An 18,553-nucleotide genomic window follows, 5' to 3' on the forward strand; every position below is an offset into this window, starting at 1 on the left:
CCGGAGCGTGGCCCTGGGCGGTCGTGCCCTAACGATTCTGGTCGAGGATGCCTGACTGTCCAATCAGATATCCGAGCTGCGCCCGGCTGCTGCTGCCGAGGATCGCGGAGAGCTTGGCGATGTGGACGCGCGCGGTGCGGACGTTCATGCCGAGGCGGGCGGCGATCTCGGTGTCGGTGAGGCCTTCGACGAGGAGGTCGGCGATGGCGTGCTGGCGGGGGGTGATGCCGTGCCGGGAGGGCCGCGGTGCGGTTTCGGGCCACATCGGCGTCGCCAGCTGCCACAGGAGGCTGAAGGTGGCGGCCAGGTGGGAGATGACGGCGGGGCTGCGGAGCTCCAGCTGCGCGTCGGGGCGGCCCGGGCCCGCGGGGATGAAGGCGACGCTGCGGTCGAACACCAGGAGCCGCTTGGGCAGTTCGTCCAGGGTGCGGACCTCGACGTCGCCGTCCAGGCGCGCGTAGTCGGCGAGGGCGGGCGCGCGGTGGCGGGCCGTGTCCTGGTGGAGGGTGCGCATGCGGCCGCCCCGGTCGAGGATCCGCTGGGCCTGGCGCAGCGCGCGCGGAGGCGGCGGCGAGGTGGGCCTGCCGCCGCCCGGCTGGATGACGAGGAGTTCCTTGGAGGTCTCCGCCACGGCGCGGTCGAGGGCCTCGTCGACGCGTGCGGCGCCCTCTAAGAGGACGCCCCAGCAGGTCTCTTCGTGGGGCCGCCAGACGTGCGGCGCGGTGAGCCGCTCGAGCGCGGTGCTCAGCCGGGCCGCGCGGGCCCGCTGCTGGGAGATGCCGGACTCGACGGTGTGCAGCAGCCGCGGCAGGGCGGCGGCGGGGGCGACGGGGCGCACCCAGATCGCGTCCGGTGTGTCTGATGCGTCGGGCGCGTCGGGGGCGTCACGGGCGCCAGCGGGGTCAGGGACATCGGGCGCGTCGGGGGCCACCAGGCCAAGGTCCAGGAGGCAGGGCGTTCGCCGGGCCTCCGCCACGGGCAGGCGCCCCTCTTCGAGAGCGCGGACGTAGGCGTCCTGACCCGCCTCGCACAGCTCGCCCGCCCCGTGCGGTATGTGCTCGTGCTCCGTCGTCATGCTGCTGCCCCTCCCGCCCTCACTTGAGGGCACGGCTCACGCCCGGCAGCTAGTGATTCTGGTTCAGCAGCCCCGACTGGCCAATGAGGAAGCCGAGTTGGGCCCGGCTGTTGCTGCCGAGGATCGCGGCGAGTTTGGCGATGTGCTCGCGTGCGGTGCGGACGTTCATGCCGAGCCGCGTTGCGATCTCGGTGTCGGTCAGGCCCTCGATGAGGAGTTCCGCTATGGCCCGCTGGCGAGTGGTGACGCCGTTCTCGGCGGGCAGCTGTGCCGCGTGGGGGTACATCGGTGTGGCGAGCCGCCACAGGCGTTCGAAGGTGGTGATGAGGTAGTCGACGATCGCGGGCTGGCGTATCTCCAGGGCTACGGTGCGGTCCTTGCTCGCGGGGATGAAGGCCACCGCGTGGTCCATGACGACCATGCGTTCGGTTACTTCGTTGAGCGTGCGGACCTCTACGTCCCCGTCCAGTTGCTCGTAGTGGGCGAGGGCGGGCAGGGAGTGCCGTGTCGTGTGCTGGTACAGGGTGCGCATGCGGCAGCCGCGGGACAGGAACTCCTGCTCGCGCGGCAGCGCGTCGGCCAGGATCTCCGGGGAGCGGGCGCCGCCGGGCTGCACGGTGCGCAGCTCCTCGCGGGCGTCGGCCGTGGCCCTGGTGATGGCGGCGTTGATCCGCTCGAAGCCCTCCAGGACGGTGATGTCGGGGTTCTCGGTGCCCGTGGTGTGGTGCGCGTCCAGGGCCAGGAGCGGCTCGAACATCGCCGTCAGGCGCTCCTCGCGGCGGCGCTGCTGGGCGATGCGGTCCTCGATGCCGCGAAGCAGCTGCGGCAGGGCGACGGCCGGCGATGTGGGGCGCAGCCAGCGCATGTCCTCGATGTCCGGGTGCAGCAGGCCGAAGTCGATGAGGCAGGGCGTCGCGTCGGCGTCCTGGTGCGGTACGCGGCCCTCGCGCAGGGCCCGGGCGTAGAGGGCCGAGCCCGCCTCGCACAGCTCGTCGGGTCCGTGGGTGTGCGGGTGGCGCCGGGGCTCGGTGGTCATTTCGGCTTGTCCTGCTCGAGCAGGCCGGACTGGGCGATGAGGTAGCCGAGCTGGGCGCGGCTCCCGCTGCCGAGGGCGGCCGCGATCTTGGCTATGTGGGCGCGGCAGGTGCGTACGTTCATGCCGAGGCGGCGGGCGATCGCCTCGTCGACGTGGCCCTCGATGAGCAGCCGGGCGATGGAGCGCTGGACGCCCGTGATGCCGTTGGTGGACGGCGGGTAGGGCACCTCGTCGTGCAGCGGGGTGGCCTGCTGCCACTGCTGCTCGAAGACCTTGGCGAGGTACTCGATCAGCGCGGGCTGCCGGACCTCCAGGGCGTCCTGGCGGTCGGCGCGCGCGGGCAGGATGGCGACGGTACGGTCGAAGATCATGAGTCGGTCGATCAGCTCTTCCAGCGTCCGTATCCTCACGTTGCCCTTGGACATGGCCGCGGCGTAGGCGAGTGTCCCCTGGCTGTGCCTGACGGTGTGTTGGTAGAGGGTGCGCATGGTGATACCGCGATCGAGGATCGTCTGTCCACGCTTCAGGGCGTCATTCAGGACGTGTTCGCTGCGCCCGCCGCCGGGCTGCACGGTGAGGACCTCGTAGCGGCACTCCTCGGTGGCGCGCTCGATGGCCTCGTTGATGCGCACTTCGCCCTCGAGCACGGTGATGGCGTTCGTCGCCGGTTCGACGCGTGTGGTCAGGGCCATGAATGGCTCGAAGACGTCGGTCAGCTCGACCGCCATCCGGCGCCGCTCCTGGATTTCACGCTCCAGGGGGTGGAGGCGCTGTGCCAGTGCCGTGGTCGGCGGCACCGGCAGGAGCCAGTCCGGGTCGTCGGGGTCCGGGTGCAGAAGTGCGGACTCCAGAAGGCAAGGTGCCTTCTCGGCCTCCGCCCGCGCGAGCCGCCCATGGCTCAACGCGTGGGCGTACAACCTCGCACCCTCACCGCAAAGTGGGGTTGTGGGGTGAGGATGTGTCGGTTTCGCATCTGTTGTGAGCAATTCTCCACCCCCCAGGGTCCTGAACGTGCAGGAACATGATGCATCCACCCTGTGGCTTTGACGTGCTCGATTGAGACATCGTCTTGTTGTGCCGGGGGAGAGGAACCTATCAAGTGAGGACGAAGCCGACCATGTATAAGCGCATGCTTCGCTCGGTGCTTGTCACCACCCTCTCGGCAGGGCTGGTCCTGGGGGCGGTGGGCACTCTCGACCTCGGCTGGCACCAGCCGAAGGTCCAGGACTCCGCGGAATCCGCGGCCGCCGAGCCGCCGGACCTCGGCTGGATCGTGGCGCCGAAGGGTGGCGAGGCATGACCACGCCGCCCGATGACCGCACCTTCCGCCGGGAAATGGCCACGGCCTACCGATCCGGCTGGCACTTCATCGACCTCGTCACCGCGATCCCCCACGCCGGTGACTCGCTGATGGTGACCCTGGTCGGAGAGCCCGTCATCATCGTCCGCGACGACGACGAGGACATCCGCGCCTACCGCTGCCTGCGCCGCCCCCGCGGCGCGCCCCAGCCCGTGCGGTGCGCCGTGCGCTACGGCATGGTCTTCGTCAACCTCGACCAGCGTGACCACCAGCTGATCGGCAAGCGCAAGCAGCAGGACGCCCTCGAGCGCGCCACTGCCCACGACCCCCTCACAGCCACCCCCCGCAGCGCCTGACGCGATTCCCCCGTCGTTGTAAATCGCGCAGGTGCTTCCCCCAGCAGCGGCGCCACCGTGGACCTGAACACGGTGGCGCCGCTGTGGTGTGCGCGGGTGCGGCCAAGGAGCGCGCCGGGAGGCCGGTGCGCTCAGGCCGCCGGAGGCGCCTTCACGTTGCCGAGCGCGCGGTCCACCGCGATCTCGATCACCACCCGCTCGGGGTTCACCCGCGGCGGGTGCCCGTAGCGCTCCGCGTAGCGCCGCTCGCCCTCGGCCACCCGCTCCGGCTCCCTGGTGGCCGTCGCCCAGCCCTCCAGGGTCGCCCAGCGCCGTCCGTCGACCTGGCAGACCGCGACCCGCGCGCCGGGCCCGCCCGCCGCCGCCGCGCGCAGGACGTTGACCGCCTTGCGGCTCGTCCCGCTGGCGAGCACGCGGGCCACCCGCGTCTCGGGGTCGTAGGTCACGCCGACCGGGACCACGTGCGGGGTGCCGTCGGGGCGCAGCGTCGTCAGGGTGCAGAGATGGCGTTCCCGCCAGAAGCTGAGGTAGGGCGCGGGCGGGGCGCCGAGGTCGATGGCCATGAGCGGGAAGGTAGCCGGTCGGGCTTCCGGCCCTCGCCTTGAGTGGAATAGACTCAACTTTATGTACGTTGGCTGAGTCAGTATGAGGGAGTCCCCGGAGGGCACCCGCACAGCACCCGTACGCACGAGTACGTCGAGCGCCAAGCCGCAAGGAGGAGACGCCCCAAGTGGACGCCGAGCTGACGAACAGGAGCCGGGACGCGATCAACGCGGCGACGAGCCGGGCCGTGTCCGCAGGCCATCCGGACCTGACCCCCGCGCATCTGCTCCTGGCGCTCCTGGAGGGCCAGGACAACGAGAACATCACCGACCTGCTGGCCGCCGTCGGGGCCGACCAGGCGGCGGTGCGCGCGGGCGCCGAGCGCGTGCTCGCCGCGCAGCCCAGCGTCACCGGGTCGACGGTCGCGCCGCCCCAGCCCAACCGCGAGCTGCTCGCGGTGATCGCCGACGCCGCCCGGCACGCGAAGGACCTGGGCGACGACTATCTGTCCACCGAGCACCTGCTGATCGGGCTCGCCGCCAAGGGCGGCGCCGCCGGTGAGGTGCTCGCCGCGAGCGGCGCCACCGAGAAGAAGCTGCTCAGCGCGTTCCAGCAGAGCCGTGGAGGCCGCCGCGTGACCACCGCCGACCCCGAGGGTCAGTACAAGGCCCTGGAGAAGTTCGGCACCGACTTCACCGCCGCCGCCCGCGAGGGCAAGCTCGACCCGGTGATCGGCCGCGACCAGGAGATCCGGCGGGTCGTGCAGGTGCTCAGCCGCCGTACGAAGAACAACCCGGTGCTCATCGGCGAGCCCGGCGTCGGCAAGACCGCCGTCGTCGAGGGCCTCGCCCAGCGCATCGTCAAGGGCGACGTGCCGGAGTCCCTGAAGGACAAGCGGCTCGTCTCGCTCGACCTCGGCGCCATGGTCGCCGGGGCCAAGTACCGGGGCGAGTTCGAGGAGCGCCTCAAGACCGTCCTCTCCGAGATCAAGGAGAGCGACGGGCAGATCATCACGTTCATCGACGAGCTGCACACCGTGGTCGGCGCCGGGGCCGGGGGCGACTCCGCGATGGACGCCGGGAACATGCTCAAGCCCATGCTCGCCCGCGGCGAGCTGCGCATGGTCGGCGCGACGACCCTGGACGAGTACCGCGAGCGGATCGAGAAGGACCCGGCCCTGGAGCGCCGCTTCCAGCAGGTCCTGGTCGCCGAGCCGTCCGTCGAGGACTCCATCGCCATCCTGCGCGGGCTCAAGGGGCGCTACGAGGCCCACCACAAGGTGCAGATCGCGGACAGCGCCCTGGTCGCGGCCGCGACCCTCTCCGACCGGTACATCACGTCCCGCTTCCTGCCGGACAAGGCCATCGACCTCGTCGACGAGGCGGCCTCGCGCCTGCGCATGGAGATCGACTCGTCGCCGGTGGAGATCGACGAGCTCCAGCGGGCCGTCGACCGCCTGCGCATGGAGGAGCTCGCCCTCAGCAAGGAGACCGACCCGGCATCGCGGCAGCGCCTGGAGAAGCTGCGCCGCGACCTCGCCGACAAGGAGGAGGAGCTGCGCGGGCTCACCGCCCGCTGGGAGAAGGAGAAGCAGTCCCTCAACCGCGTCGGCGAGCTCAAGGAGAAGCTCGACGAACTGCGCGGCCAGGCCGAGCGCGCCCAGCGCGACGGCGACTTCGACACCGCGAGCAAGCTCCTGTACGGGGAGATCCCGGACCTGGAGCGGGACCTGGAGGCCGCCTCCGAGGCCGAGGAGGAGGCCGCCAAGGCGGGCACGAAGGCCGACACCATGGTCAAGGAGGAGGTCGGGCCCGACGACATCGCGGACGTGGTGGCCGCCTGGACCGGCATCCCCGCCGGGCGCCTCCTGGAGGGCGAGACGCAGAAATTGCTGCGCATGGAGGACGAGCTGGGCAGGCGCCTCATCGGCCAGGGCGAGGCGGTGCGGGCGGTCTCCGACGCCGTGCGGCGCACCCGCGCCGGGATCGCCGACCCGGACCGGCCCACCGGCTCCTTCCTCTTCCTCGGCCCCACCGGCGTCGGCAAGACCGAGCTGGCCAAGGCCCTCGCCGACTTCCTCTTCGACGACGAGCGGGCCATGGTCCGCATCGACATGAGCGAGTACGGCGAGAAGCACAGCGTGGCGCGGCTCGTCGGCGCCCCGCCCGGCTACGTCGGGTACGAGGAGGGCGGCCAGCTCACCGAGGCGGTGCGGCGGCGCCCGTACTCCGTCGTCCTGCTCGACGAGGTCGAGAAGGCGCACCCGGAGGTCTTCGACGTCCTGCTCCAGGTGCTCGACGACGGGCGGCTCACCGACGGCCAGGGCCGGACCGTGGACTTCCGCAACACCATCCTCATCCTGACGTCGAACCTGGGGAGCCAGTTCCTGGTCGAGCCCCTGACCAGCGAACACGAGAAGAAGGAGCAGGTTCTGGAGGTCGTGCGGGCCTCGTTCAAGCCGGAGTTCCTGAACCGGCTCGACGACCTGGTGGTGTTCTCCGCCCTGGACAAGGACGAGCTGGCGCGGATCGCGCGGCTCCAGATCGACCGGCTCGCCAGGCGCCTCGCCGACCGGCGGCTCGCGCTCGACGTCACGCCCGAGGCGCTCGCCTGGCTCGCGGACAAGGGCAACGACCCGGCGTACGGCGCCCGGCCGCTGCGCCGTCTGATCCAGACCTCGATCGGCGACCGGCTCGCCAAGGAGATCCTCGCGGGCGAGGTCAAGGACGGGGACACGGTGCGCGTGGACGTCTTCGGGGACGACCTCATCGTGGGGCCCGCCGCGGCCGAGGCGTCCGGAAAGTCCCTGTAGCGAGCGCGGGCGGGGCGTTGTAACCGGTCACATCCGGGGGCGGGGGTTGCGAGCCCCCGCCCCGGATGGGAGAGGATGGCTCAATCCGTACGAAGGGAAATACACGGTGAGCATCGACCCGTCCTCGATTCCGAATTTCGGGGGCCAGCCTGAGCCCGGGCCCAGTGAAGGACCGGCGGGCCCCGTCATCCCTGACCAGGACCTCGTCAAGCAGCTCCTGGAACAGATGGAGCTCAAGTACGTCGTCGACGACGAGGGTGACCTCGCGGCGCCGTGGGAGGAGTTCCGCACCTACTTCATGTTCCGCGGCGAGGACGACCAGCAGGTCTTCTCGGTGCGGACGTTCTACGACCGGCCGCACGGCATCGAGGACAAGCCGCAGATCCTGGAGTCGATCGACGACTGGAACCGCCGCACCCTCTGGCCGAAGGTCTACACGCACACCCACGACGACGGCGCCGTCCGCCTCATCGGCGAGGCGCAGATGCTGATCGGCACGGGTGTCTCCCTGGAGCACTTCGTGTCGTCGACGGTCAGCTGGGTGCGCGCCGCGATCGAGTTCGACCGCTGGCTCGTGGAGCAGCTGGGCCTGGAGAAGGACGTCGACGCGGCGTCCGACGACGAGCCCGGCGACGAGCAGGCCTGACGCCTGTCGCACCGCGCGCGTCTCTAGCGTCACAAGGGCATACGGGCGGTCGTCACCAGATACGTCCCGTACGCCAGCGAGAGCCCGGCCAGGGCGCCGATCACCACGACGGCGTGCCTCGGCCGGGCTCTCGCCGTTCTGACCAGGGCACACGCCAGCGGAAGCAGCAGCGGGAACGCGGGCAGCAGGAAGCGCGGCTTCGACTCGAAGAAGCCGGAGCCGCCGACCGTGATCAGCAGCAGGCCGCCGGTGTAGACGAGCAGCGGCAGCGGGGCCCGGTCGCAGATCAGCAGCGCGTACAGCAGGAGCGCCGCGGCGACGATCACCAGGGTCATGGTGAACACCAGCTTGTCGCCGTCGAGCAGCAGATGCCGGGTGAAGGCGAGCGAGCCCCGGCCGAAGTCGAAGCGGGAGCCCCAGCCGCGCTGCACCGCGAAGTAGCCGCCGAGCGGATCGCCCCTGCGGGCGCCGACCCACAGCACGTACGCGCCCCAGCCGACGGGGGCGAGCAGCGCGCCCGTCCACAGCCTGTGGGTGACGCGGCCGCGCCGCCGCACGATCTCGCACCCGGCCGTGACGGCGACGGCGGCCGCGACCGCGAAGCCGTTCGGGCGGGCCAGGCCCGCGAGGGCCGCGAGCGTGCCCGCCCAGATCCAGCGGCCGGTGAGCAGCGCGTACAGGGAGCCCGCGGCGAGCGCCGTCAGGACCGGCTCGGTGTACGCCATCGTCAGGATCACGGAGTGGGGCATGAGGCCCCAGAGCAGCACGAGCAGCAGGGCCGTGCGGTGGTCGTGCAGACGGGCGGCGATCTTGTAGATGCCGACCGCGGCGGCGGCCGCGCCGAGCCACGACACGAGCAGGCCCGCGGCGCCGTAGCTGAGCGGCGTGACGGTCTCGGCCGCGCGGATCAGGCCCGGGTACAGCGGGAAGAACGCCAGGTCGCTCTGGACCACGCCCGGTTCGAAGTACAGGGTGCGGCCGTAGCCGTGGGCGGCGATGCCGGTGTACCAGCGGGAGTCCCAGGAGCGGCCCAGGAGGCGGAAGGTGTCCTGGTGGCTGGTGTGGGCCGCGACCGCGAGGGCGAGCAGGCCGGTCAGGCGGGCGGCGGCGAACGCGGCCAGGGCCTGGGCGGCGTTCGCCGCCGTGCGGCTGCTCGGCCGCGGCTGCTCGTACCCCCTGCGGGGGGCGCGTGTGACGGGGGCCGGGACGGTGGGGCTGGGGTGGGTCACACCCGGAACCTTGCGGGCCCTTGGGGGCGGGCGCGAGTTAGGCGGGGCCGTGTGGGTGGGGGTTTTACATCGGGTGCCGCGCCGTCGTGGGCTGTGCCCGCCCGTTCCGCCCTCTGGGCGGACCAGCCGCCCACAGCGGGGGAGCCCCAGGGAACTACAAGGACTTCAGGCGGCTGACCGCCTCCTCCAACACCGGGGTCTGCTTGCAGAAGGCGAAGCGGACGAAGGGGGCGCCCGCGTCGCGGTGGTCGTAGAAGACCGCGTTCGGGATGGCGACGACGCCCGCGCGCTCCGGCAGGGCGCGGCAGAAGGCGAAGCCGTCGCTCTCGCCGAGGGGCCGGATGTCGGTGGTGATGAAGTAGGTGCCCGCCGGGCGGTAGACGTCGAAGCCCGCCGCGGTGAGGCCGGAGGCCAGCAGGTCGCGCTTGGCGCGCATGTCGTTGAGGAACGAGGTGAAGTACGTGTCGGGCAGCGCCAGGGCCTCCGCGACCGCGTACTGGAACGGGCCCGAGGCCACGTACGTGAGGAACTGCTTCGCCGAGCGCACCGCCGTGACCAGCTCCGGCGCGGCCGTGACCCAGCCGACCTTCCAGCCCGTGAACGAGAACGTCTTGCCCGCGGAGCCGATGGTCACCGTGCGCTCGCGCATGCCGGGGAAGGAGACGAGGGGGGTGTGGCCGCCCTCGTCGAAGACCAGGTGCTCGTACACCTCGTCCGTGACGACGAGCAGATCGCGCTCCACGGCGAGCTTCGCGATCTCGGCCAGCTCCTCGCGGGTGAGGACGGTGCCGGTCGGGTTGTGCGGGGTGTTGAGGAGGAGCAGGCGGGTGCGCGGCGTGATGGCCGCGCGCAGCTCGTCCAGGTCGAGGACGAAGCGCCGCTCGGCGCCCTCGCCGCTCGGACGCAGCGTCACCGGGACGCGGGTGCCGCCCGCGAGGGCGATCGAGGCGGCGTACGAGTCGTAGTACGGCTCCAGGGCGATGACCTCGTCGCCCGGCTCGACCAGGGCGAGCAGGGACGCGGCGATGGCCTCGGTGGCGCCCGCGGTGACCAGGACCTCGCGGTCGGGGTCGAAGGCGAGGCCGTAGCGGCGCTCCTGGTGGGCGGCGATCGCGGCGCGCAGCTCGGGGACGCCGGGGCCCGGCGGGTACTGGTTGCCACGCCCGTCGCGCAGGGCCCGCACCGCCGCCTCCCGCACCTGTTCCGGGCCGTCCGTGTCCGGGAAGCCCTGGCCGAGGTTGATCGCGCCGGTCCGCACGGCGAGCGCGGACATCTCGGCGAAGATCGTCGTGCCGAACTCGGCCAGACGGCGGTTGAGGAGCGGGCGGCCGTGGCGGGTGGACCCCGAGGAAGTGCTCATGGCCGCCATCCTGCGCCGAACCTCTGGACTTCCTCAACTCTGCTTTGGCCGCGGTTGGCTGGGGGCATGCCCTTGTCACGCAACGACTGTCACGCGACGACGCGGACGGCATCCATACGGCGGCGACCGGTTCGGGGGAACGTCCGGGAGCCGTCAGGGAGTCTCACCGAGGCTCACGGGGGAAAGAAAGGAAGGTGGGGAGGATGGTCCTGATCTTCTTCTTCATCGGTCTGCTGGTGTTCATGGTGGTACTGGGTTCGGTCCTCGCCAAGCGCACCCGGCACGGCGCCCACCGGGGCGCCCGGTCCGGCGGCGCCAGCTGGTGGGCGGGGTCGACCAGCCACAGCTCGTCGAGCAGCAGCGCGGCGTCGTGTGGTTCCGGGTCGTCGTGCGGCGGCGGATCGTCGTGCGGCTCAGGGTCGTCCTCCTGTGGTGGCGGGGGCGGCGGGGGAGGTTGCGGCGGCGGAGGCAGCTGACACGGGGCAGCTGGTCCACTGGGCCAAGCGTCCGGCGGGAGGCAACTCCCGCCGGGCGCTTCGTCGTTGACGGACCGATCGGCGCCCATAGGATGCCATTTCCGGACCGGCTGCTTTCCGTGAAACGTGAACAGATGAACTGTTCGGCCCTCTAGGGGATGGAAACCCTACGAACTTGGGTAAAAGCGCTGTGGCAGTGTCGCAGTTCATGATTCCCTCTTAACCGTCACTACCGCCCTCGGACGTTTCCAGCCCGGCAGGCACCGGGACGTCTCCGTGGGCACGCGCCGGCAGTGCGAACGCCTGGTGTCCGACCGGGCGCGCCGGCCCCACCTCCATTGCGTGTTTAGCGGAGCCGACCCATGCTCACGACCCTGAAGACTGTCTACACCGACACGCGCGCCGGGGACCTGGCCTGGGCCCTCGGCCGCGAGCCACTGCCCGCGCTCGCCATCCTCGACCTCGAACTATCGGGCGCGGCCGTGCAGTTGAGACTTCTCGGGGCCTCCCATCAAGTCCTCCTCGAAGAGGAGGACCGCAGCTGCTCCGAGACGGTCGCCTGCATCCAGGGCAGCAGCACCCCGCTGCCGCTCGGCGTCTCCAAGCGTCTCGGCGAGTGGGAGTACGAGTTCGCGGCCCGCGTGGAGACCCTGTCGCGGGGTCAGTTCACCGGCCGCGCCCAGGAGTTGCTCGCCCTCGTCGCCGAGCATCCGCACGGACTCGCCGGGGTCTTCCCGGGTGTGCCGCACGCGTTCACCGCGATGCTCGCGCAGCGCCACGAGGGCTCGGTGATGTGGCGCACCTGGCACGCGTATCCGCAGGACGGACAGCTGGTGGCGACGCGCACGCGGGTCGGCGTGCGGATGCCCGCGGCGCTCTGAGGGCGCCGGTGCCGCGGGCGGGCGGACCGGCCGCGCCCGCGGCGGACGGTTCGGCCACGGCGCACCCGCCTCACGACGATTCACACATCATCGCCGTCACCTCCACTCTTGTGGGGGACTTGGTGTGAGGGTGCGGTGACGTAGCGTTCCCAGCGTGATCGAGCCGCCCGAGCGTCTGCCCGTCACGCCCCGCACAGGCCGGTTCCTCGTCCTGGCCGGCGTGTTCATCTGCGCGGCGTGCGGCCTGGTGTACGAACTCGAACTCGTCGCCCTCGCCTCGTACTTGATCGGGGACTCCGTCACCCAGGCGTCCGTCGTCCTGTCCGTCATGGTCTTCGCCATGGGCATCGGCTCGCTGCTCGCCAAGCGCCTGCGCTGCCGGGCCGCCGCCGGGTTCGGGCTCGTCGAGGCGGCGCTCGCCCTCGTCGGCGGGTGCAGCGCCATGGTCCTGTACGCGGCGTTCGCCTGGACCGGCGACCAGGGCGAGGTGTGGGCGGGCGGATCGCGCTATCTGTTCGTGGCGTTCTCGCTGGCCATCGGCGTGCTCATCGGCGCCGAAGTGCCGCTGCTCATGGTGCTGATCCAGCGCGTGCGCCGCCAGGACGCGGGCGGCGCCGTCGCCGACCTGTTCGCCGCCGACTACGTGGGCGCCCTCGTCGGCGGCCTCGCCTTCCCCTTCCTGCTTCTTCCCTGGTTCGGGCAGCTCACCGGGGCGCTGCTCACCGGCGCGGTCAACGTCCTCGCGGGCGGGGCGCTCGTCCTCGGCCTGTTCGGGCGGGACCTCAGCCCGCGCGGACGCTGGCTGCTGCTCGTCGCCAACGCCGTCGTCCTCGCCGTCCTCGCCTCCGCCGCCGTGCTCGTCGACGACTTCGAGCGGGCCGCACGGCGCGCCGTGTACGGCTCCGAGATCCGCGTCGCCGTCAAGACCGGCGTCCAGGAAGTCGTCCTCACCGGCGGCGACCGCGAGTCGCTCCAGCTGTTCCTCGACGGCCGCCTGCGCGTCAGCGGCCGCGACGAGCGGCGCTACCACCAGGGGCTCGTCCAGCCCGCCCTGCGCGGCGGCCGCCACGAGCGGGTCCTGGTCCTCGGCGGCGGCGACGGGCTCGCCGCCGCGGAGGTCCTGCGCCACTCGGGGGTGCGGCGCGTCGACGTCGTCGAGCTCGACGGGGCCGTCGTCGACCTCGCCCGCGACGACCCCGCGCTCAGCGAACTCAACGGCCAGGCGTTCCGCGATCCGCGCGTGCGCGTCATCCAGGCCGACGCCTTCCGCTGGCTGCGCGGCCGCACCGGAGCGGCGTACGACGTCGTCCTCGCTGACCTGCCCGACCCCGGCATCACCGCGAGCACCAAGATGTACTCACAGGAGTTCTACGGCCTCGTCGGCCGCGTCCTCACCCCCGGCGGGCGCATCGCCGTGCACGCCGGGCCCGCCGCGACCCGGCCCGAAACCTACTGGACCGTCGACGCCACGCTGCGCGCCGCCGGGTACGCGACCGCGCCCTACCGCCTCACCGGCCGCCACGGCCTGCGCGCCGCCGGGCCCGACCGCAGCTCCGCCCCCGGCGAGGCCCCCCGCGACTGGGGCTTCGTCCTCGCGTCGCGCGCCCCCGACGCGCTCGGGGCGGCCCGCGGGTCCGCCGTCCTGCGGGCCGGGACCCGGTCCGCCGAGCGGGTCCGGCCCGCCGGCTGGCGGGCCATCTCGCCGTCCACGCTGGTGCACCCGCGCTACGCCCGCTGACGGGCCGGGGGCCCGACGTGCGGGCCGAAGTGGCGTACATCACGGCGTGGGCGTCGGTACGCTCAACTGTCATGGAGCATGAGGTGTTCGTACCGGTTCCGGAAGAGCCGCTCCGCGAGGCACTGGCCGACCCCGAGCGGGTCGGCCGTGCGGTGCCCGGGCTGCAGCCCGAAGCCGAGCCCGATCCCGGACCCGGGGCGCCGCCCGTCGCCGGGCGGCTCAAGGTGCGTGTCGGCGGGCACACGATCACCTACCGCGGCGGGCTGCGGGTCGCCGCGCGCGGCGACGGGGCGTACGCGGTCACGGGGGACGCGGCGGAGGTGCGCGGCAGTGGCGCCGTAACGTTCTCCCTCGTCCTGCGCCTGGCCGCCGCCGAGGGCGGTACGACGGTCTCCTTCAGCGGGACCGGGACCGCGGACGGGCGCATCGCCGAGGCCGTGGAAAGTTCTCCACAGGCTGTGGAGGGGGCGCTGCGGAGGCTGCTCGGGCGGTTCGCGGAGCGGCTCGCCGAGCCCGCGCCGGACGCGCCGAGCGCGCCGGACGCCGCGGAGAGCCGGGTCTTCCAGGCGGAGGTGCCGCCGCCGGGGCTCGATCCCGAAGGGTTCCGGGAGGAAGGCGTGCCCGCGGAGGCCGCGCACGCGCGGCGGACGATGATCGGGCGCAGCGCGGAGGAGGTCGACCACGCGCCGCCGCGGGGGCGGTACGCGCCCGTGCCCGCGCCGGAGGCGCTCGCCAGTGGGGCCACCCTTCGGTGGGCCGCGCCGGCCGCGGCGCTCGCGGTGGCTTCGGTGATCGTGGTGGGGCGGGCGCTCCGCCGCCGCCGCTAGCCCTGGCGGGCGGCGGACCAGGCTGCCGGGCGCGCCTTTTCCCCCACCCACCCGCCCTTCATCGCGCTTGCGCGCTCGTCCTCAAACGCCGGACGGGCTGGATCTTCGCGCTCCGCGCTCGTCCTCAAACGCCGGACGGGCTTGAACTGTCCCACCCAGCCGCGAGCCGCTAGGTCGGGGGGTGCGGTTGCAGCCGCAGGTGTAAGGGCGGGCGGGTGGGAGATGAAGCCCGTCCGGCGCTTGAGGACACGGGGGGTTTTAGGGTCGGGGGGTGACTAGTGACGAGATCTTGTTGGCCGCGGGGTCCGCGGAGCTGACGGTGGCGCCGGGCAACGGCGGGCGCCTGACCAGCCTCAAGGCGCACGGCATGGAGCTGCTGCGGCAGGGGGAGCGGTACGGCTGCTTCCCGATGGTGCCGTGGTGCGGCCGGGTCAGGGACGGCCGCTTCCGCAGCGGCGGCACCCCGCGGCAGCTGCCGCTGAACTCCCCGCCGCACGCCATCCACGGCACCGGCCGCGACGTCGCCTGGAAGACGGCCAGGGTGAGCGCCACGGAGGCCGTGCTCACGTACGACCTGACGGACCCGTGGCCCTACCCCGGCCGCGTCACGCAGGTGGTGGAGCTGTCGGACGACGCGCTGACGCTGCGGATGTCCGTGGAGACGTACGACGACTCCTTCCCGGCGCAGGCGGGCTGGCACCCCTGGTTCAACCGGCGTCTCACCACCGGGGGCGAGGGCGAGGGCGAAGGCGTTCGCATCGCCTTCGACGCCGCCTGGCAGGAGCTGCGGGGCGAGGACCACCTGCCCACCGGCGAGCGCGTCGCGCCCGCCCCGGGCCCCTGGGACGACTGCTTCGGGATGCCCGGCGGCGTCGACGTCACCCTCACCTGGCCGGGGCGGCTGGAGCTGACGGTGGCGAGCCGCGAGGAGTGGGTCGTCGTCTACGACGAGCAGGAGGCCGCCGTGTGCGTGGAGCCGCAGAGCGGGCCGCCCAACGGTCTGAACACCCTGCCGCGCCTGGTCACACCGCTTGAGCCGCTGGAGACGTCGACCACCTGGACCTGGCGGCGGCCGTAGGACTCCCCGGTGCTCCGGCGCCCTTAAGCTCGTAGCCATGACGAACGACGTACGCGGCGACCTGCTGCGGCAGATCAAGGACAAGGCCGTCGTGCACGGCAAGGTGACCCTCTCCTCGGGCCTGGAGGCCGACTACTACGTCGACCTGCGCCGCATCACCCTGGACGGGGAGGCCGCCCCGCTCGTCGGGCAGGTGCTTCTCGACCTCACGAGCGAGCTGGAGTTCGACGCCGTGGGCGGCCTGACGATGGGGGCCGACCCGGTCGCCGGGGCGATGCTGCACGCGGCCGCCGCGCGCGGCCGCCGCCTGGACGCCTTCGTGGTGCGCAAGGCCGCCAAGGCGCACGGCCTGCAGCGCCGGGTCGAGGGCCCCGACATCAAGGGCCGCCGGGTCCTCGTCGTCGAGGACACCTCCACCACCGGCGGCTCTCCGCTGACCGCCGTGGAGGCCGTCCGCGAGGCCGGCGCCGAGGTCGTGGCCGTCGCCACGATCGTGGACCGGGCCACCGGCGCGGGCGACAAGATCACCGAAGGCGCGGGGGTGCCGTACCTGTACGCGTACACGAAGGACGAACTGGGACTCGACTGAGGTAACCCGGCGAGTCTGGAAAGATGGGGGCGACGACGGCGTCGCCCCCAGGCCCCCTGGACACCTCTCCGGGGTCCCCTGGACATCTCTCAGGTCAGGGCCAAGCAGCACAGCAGCACTCACCCCGCGGATCACAAGGAGCGGACACATGCCCATCGCAACCCCCGACGTCTACAACGAGATGCTCGACCGGGCGAAGGCAGGCAAGTTCGCCTACCCGGCCATCAACGTGACCTCGTCGCAGACCCTGCACGCCGCCCTGCGTGGCTTCGCGGAGGCGGAGAGCGACGGCATCATCCAGATCTCCACCGGTGGCGCGGAGTTCCTGGGCGGGCAGTACAGCAAGGACATGGTCACCGGCGCCGTCGCCCTGGCGGAGTTCGCGCACATCGTCGCCGCGAAGTACGACATCACCGTCGCGCTGCACACCGACCACTGCCCCAAGGACAAGCTGGACGGGTACGTGCGCCCGCTGCTCGACGTCTCCGCCGCGCGCGTCGCCAAGGGCCAGGACCCGCTGTTCCAGTCCCACATGTGGGACGGCTCCGCCGAGACCCTCGCGGACAACCTGGCCATCGGCCAGGAGCTGCTTGAGAAGGCCCGCGCCGCCAAGATCATCCTCGAGGTCGAGATCACCCCGACCGGCGGCGAGGAGGACGGCGTCACCCACGAGATCAACGACGAGCTGTACACCACCGTCGACGACGCGCTGCGCACCGCCGAGGCCCTCGGCCTGGGCGAGAAGGGCCGCTACCTGCTCGCCGCCTCCTTCGGCAACGTCCACGGCGTCTACAAGCCGGGCAACGTCGTGCTCCGCCCCGAGCTGCTCAAGGACCTCCAGGAGGGCGTCGGCTCGAAGTACGGCAAGCAGTCGCCGTTCGACTTCGTGTTCCACGGCGGCTCCGGCTCCACCGCCGAGGAGATCGCCACCGCCCTGGAGAACGGCGTCGTGAAGATGAACCTCGACACCGACACCCAGTACGCCTTCACGCGTCCCGTCGCGGACCACATGTTCAAGAACTACGACGGCGTCCTGAAGGTCGACGGCGAGGTCGGCAACAAGAAGACCTACGACCCGCGCACCTGGGGCAAGCTCGCCGAGGCCTCCATGGCCCAGCGCGTGACCGAGGCGTGTGCCGCGCTGCGCTCCACCGGCACGAAGCTGAAGTAGGCGACGTTCGCTTGTCCGACGGGCCCGGCACTCCGCGTGAGTGCCGGGCCCGTCGGCGTTCCCGGAGGGATCCGCAGTGAGCCATGACGCAGTGAGCTATGACGCGGTGCGCTACGACTTCGATACGCCCGTTGACCGGTACGGCACCTGGTGCGTCCAGTGGGACGGCGTCGCCGACCGGTTTCCCGTCCCCGACCTCCTGCCCTTCACCATCTCCGACATGGACTTCCGCAGCGCGCCCGAGATACTCGACGCGCTGCGCCAGCGCGTCGAGCACGGCGTGTTCGGCTACACGGACTGGCGCAACGACGACTTCCGGGGCGCGATACGGGACTGGTTCAAGCACCGCCACGACACGGACGTCGACACCGACCGGCTCGTGTACGCCCCGTCCGTCCTCAACCAGATCTCCCAGCTGCTGCGGATGTGGACCGGGCCCGGGGACGGGGTCGTCGTCCACACCCCGACGTACGACGGCTTCCGCAAGGCCGTGACCGGGCTCGGCCGCGAGCTGCGGGGCGTGCCGCTGGACGACCCCGGATTCGCCCTCCTGGGCGCCGCGTTGGCGCGCCCCGACAGCCGGGTGCTGCTGCTCTGCTCCCCGCACAACCCCACCGGGCGGGTGTGGACCGACGCCGAGCTCGACGCGGTGGCCGGGCTGTGCGAGCGCCACGGGGTCGCTGTCATCAGCGACGAGATCCACGCCGACCTCACCCACGACGGGTTCGTCCACCGGCCCTGGACGCGGTACGGGCGGGGGCGGTGGGCCCTGGTCACCTCCGCCACGAAGGCCTTCAACTTCCCTTCTCTGAGCGGGAGTTACGGATTCATCGGTGATGCTGACGATCATGCGGAGTTCGTGCGGCGGATGGACACCGGGGAGGGCCTCGCCTCGCCCGCCGTCCTGTCGCTGACCGCGCACGTGGCCGCGTACCGGGAGGGGCGGGCGTGGCTCGACGCCGTGCGGGCGTACGCGTACGGGAACCTCCGCCTGGTCGCCGACGCGCTGGAGTCGGCGTTCCCCGGCCTGGTCTTGCGGCCTCCCCAGGCGGGGTACCTGGCGTGGATCGATCTGCGGCCGCTGCTGGGGGAAGGGCGGGACGAGGTGCTGCAGCGGGTGCTCGTGGAGGGGGAGCGGGTGGCTGTGATGCCCGGGGCCGTGTACGGGGCGCCGGGGTTCGTGCGGATGAACGTGGGGTGCCCTCGGGGGAAGGTGGAGCGGGGGGTGGGGGCGTTGGTGCGGGCTGTGCGTGTCGCTGGGGGGTAGCCCTCGGGGCCCGCTCGAAGCCAACGGCGCGGGGTAGCCCCCGGGGCCCGCACGCAGGCATCGGCGCTTGCGCGCCTCGTCCTCAAGCGCCGGACAGGCTTTTTTCCCCACCCACCCGCCCTTCCTCGCGCTTGCGCGCTCGTCCTCAAACGCCGGACAGGCTCAATCA

General features: G+C 72.2%; 17 protein-coding genes. 11 read left to right on the forward strand and 6 right to left on the reverse strand.

What is annotated here, in order from left to right; genetic code table 11:
- Positions 1 to 28 precede the first annotated feature (28 nt).
- From AC07A4_RS31525 to AC07A4_RS31535, 3 genes are read right to left on the reverse strand one after another with little or no spacing between them, the layout of a single operon-like run.
- Complete coding sequence (locus tag AC07A4_RS31525; RefSeq protein WP_478605188.1) at positions 29 to 1,075, reverse strand: helix-turn-helix transcriptional regulator; 1,047 nt, start codon at positions 1,073 to 1,075, stop codon at positions 29 to 31.
- 49 nt (positions 1,076 to 1,124) lie between these two features.
- Positions 1,125 to 2,111: a helix-turn-helix transcriptional regulator gene (locus AC07A4_RS31530; RefSeq protein ID WP_478605191.1), complete on the reverse strand. Its 987-nt coding sequence runs from the start codon at positions 2,109 to 2,111 to the stop codon at positions 1,125 to 1,127.
- Complete coding sequence (locus AC07A4_RS31535) at positions 2,108 to 3,097, reverse strand: helix-turn-helix transcriptional regulator (RefSeq protein WP_478605193.1); 990 nt, start codon at positions 3,095 to 3,097, stop codon at positions 2,108 to 2,110. The genes AC07A4_RS31530 and AC07A4_RS31535 overlap by 4 nt, the downstream gene beginning before the upstream one ends.
- A 155-nt stretch (positions 3,098 to 3,252) precedes the next feature.
- Here AC07A4_RS31535 and AC07A4_RS31540 point away from each other — a divergent pair, with 155 nt between their 5' ends.
- Both AC07A4_RS31540 and AC07A4_RS31545 read left to right on the forward strand, forming a co-directional pair.
- Entirely contained in the window at positions 3,253 to 3,411 is a 159-nt protein-coding gene (locus AC07A4_RS31540) for a hypothetical protein (RefSeq protein WP_478605196.1), read from the forward strand.
- Positions 3,408 to 3,767 (forward strand): hypothetical protein, encoded by a 360-nt coding sequence (locus tag AC07A4_RS31545; protein WP_478605198.1) that lies wholly within the window; start codon positions 3,408 to 3,410, stop codon positions 3,765 to 3,767. The genes AC07A4_RS31540 and AC07A4_RS31545 overlap by 4 nt, the downstream gene beginning before the upstream one ends.
- 131 nt (positions 3,768 to 3,898) lie before the next feature.
- Here the strand turns inward: AC07A4_RS31545 and AC07A4_RS31550 are convergent, their stop codons facing one another.
- Positions 3,899 to 4,330 (reverse strand): TIGR03618 family F420-dependent PPOX class oxidoreductase, encoded by a 432-nt coding sequence (locus AC07A4_RS31550; protein ID WP_478605201.1) that lies wholly within the window; start codon positions 4,328 to 4,330, stop codon positions 3,899 to 3,901.
- A gap of 167 nt (positions 4,331 to 4,497) precedes the next feature.
- On the opposite strand from AC07A4_RS31550, the gene clpB reads away from it, so the two are divergent.
- The gene (clpB, locus tag AC07A4_RS31555; RefSeq protein ID WP_478605203.1) at positions 4,498 to 7,122 is read left to right on the forward strand and encodes an ATP-dependent chaperone ClpB; all 2,625 of its coding nucleotides are present in this window, start codon (positions 4,498 to 4,500) and stop codon (positions 7,120 to 7,122) included.
- A 106-nt stretch (positions 7,123 to 7,228) separates the two neighbouring features.
- A complete protein-coding gene (locus tag AC07A4_RS31560; protein WP_478605205.1) occupies positions 7,229 to 7,768 on the forward strand; it encodes a type III secretion system chaperone family protein in 540 nt (179 codons plus the stop codon).
- A 29-nt stretch (positions 7,769 to 7,797) separates the two neighbouring features.
- Here AC07A4_RS31560 and AC07A4_RS31565 read toward each other — a convergent pair whose 3' ends face one another.
- Complete coding sequence (locus AC07A4_RS31565) at positions 7,798 to 8,997, reverse strand: hypothetical protein (RefSeq protein ID WP_478605207.1); 1,200 nt, start codon at positions 8,995 to 8,997, stop codon at positions 7,798 to 7,800.
- A 154-nt stretch (positions 8,998 to 9,151) separates the two neighbouring features.
- Positions 9,152 to 10,366, reverse strand: a complete 1,215-nt coding sequence (locus tag AC07A4_RS31570; protein WP_478605210.1) for a pyridoxal phosphate-dependent aminotransferase — start codon at positions 10,364 to 10,366, stop codon at positions 9,152 to 9,154.
- Positions 10,367 to 11,195: 829 nt separating this feature from the next.
- Between AC07A4_RS31570 and AC07A4_RS31575 the strand changes: the two genes are divergently transcribed.
- From AC07A4_RS31575 to AC07A4_RS31605, 7 genes are all read left to right on the forward strand, one after another.
- Positions 11,196 to 11,714: a DUF2617 family protein gene (locus AC07A4_RS31575; protein ID WP_478605213.1), complete on the forward strand. Its 519-nt coding sequence runs from the start codon at positions 11,196 to 11,198 to the stop codon at positions 11,712 to 11,714.
- A gap of 154 nt (positions 11,715 to 11,868) precedes the next feature.
- Positions 11,869 to 13,452 (forward strand): polyamine aminopropyltransferase, encoded by a 1,584-nt coding sequence (locus AC07A4_RS31580; protein ID WP_478605216.1) that lies wholly within the window; start codon positions 11,869 to 11,871, stop codon positions 13,450 to 13,452.
- Positions 13,453 to 13,523: 71 nt separating this feature from the next.
- Positions 13,524 to 14,279, forward strand: coding sequence for an SRPBCC family protein (locus AC07A4_RS31585; RefSeq protein ID WP_478605218.1), 756 nt, complete (start codon positions 13,524 to 13,526; stop codon positions 14,277 to 14,279).
- Between the two features lie 271 nt (positions 14,280 to 14,550).
- Positions 14,551 to 15,357, forward strand: a complete 807-nt coding sequence (locus tag AC07A4_RS31590) for an aldose epimerase family protein (protein WP_478605220.1) — start codon at positions 14,551 to 14,553, stop codon at positions 15,355 to 15,357.
- A gap of 37 nt (positions 15,358 to 15,394) precedes the next feature.
- Positions 15,395 to 15,946 carry an orotate phosphoribosyltransferase gene (gene pyrE / locus AC07A4_RS31595; protein WP_478605221.1) on the forward strand — a complete coding sequence of 184 codons (552 nt, stop codon included), beginning with the start codon at positions 15,395 to 15,397 and terminating at the stop codon, positions 15,944 to 15,946.
- 148 nt (positions 15,947 to 16,094) lie between these two features.
- Complete coding sequence (gene fbaA / locus AC07A4_RS31600) at positions 16,095 to 17,117, forward strand: class II fructose-bisphosphate aldolase (protein WP_478605224.1); 1,023 nt, start codon at positions 16,095 to 16,097, stop codon at positions 17,115 to 17,117.
- A gap of 106 nt (positions 17,118 to 17,223) precedes the next feature.
- The gene (locus tag AC07A4_RS31605; RefSeq protein ID WP_478605682.1) at positions 17,224 to 18,384 is read left to right on the forward strand and encodes a MalY/PatB family protein; all 1,161 of its coding nucleotides are present in this window, start codon (positions 17,224 to 17,226) and stop codon (positions 18,382 to 18,384) included.
- The last annotated feature ends 169 nt before the right edge of the window (positions 18,385 to 18,553 follow it).

This window comes from Streptomyces sp. NPDC043996 (assembly GCF_056435225.1).

Coding starts and splice junctions, on each gene's coding strand:
- AC07A4_RS31525 (WP_478605188.1), bottom strand. CDS start 1,075: ATGACGACGGAGCACGAGCACATACCGCACGGGGCGGGCGAGCTGTGC.
- AC07A4_RS31530 (WP_478605191.1), bottom strand. CDS start 2,111: ATGACCACCGAGCCCCGGCGCCACCCGCACACCCACGGACCCGACGAG.
- AC07A4_RS31545 (WP_478605198.1), top strand. CDS start 3,408: ATGACCACGCCGCCCGATGACCGCACCTTCCGCCGGGAAATGGCCACG.
- AC07A4_RS31550 (WP_478605201.1), bottom strand. CDS start 4,330: ATGGCCATCGACCTCGGCGCCCCGCCCGCGCCCTACCTCAGCTTCTGG.
- AC07A4_RS31570 (WP_478605210.1), bottom strand. CDS start 10,366: ATGGCGGCCATGAGCACTTCCTCGGGGTCCACCCGCCACGGCCGCCCG.
- AC07A4_RS31575 (WP_478605213.1), top strand. CDS start 11,196: ATGCTCACGACCCTGAAGACTGTCTACACCGACACGCGCGCCGGGGAC.
- AC07A4_RS31585 (WP_478605218.1), top strand. CDS start 13,524: ATGGAGCATGAGGTGTTCGTACCGGTTCCGGAAGAGCCGCTCCGCGAG.
- pyrE (WP_478605221.1), top strand. CDS start 15,395: ATGACGAACGACGTACGCGGCGACCTGCTGCGGCAGATCAAGGACAAG.
- fbaA (WP_478605224.1), top strand. CDS start 16,095: ATGCCCATCGCAACCCCCGACGTCTACAACGAGATGCTCGACCGGGCG.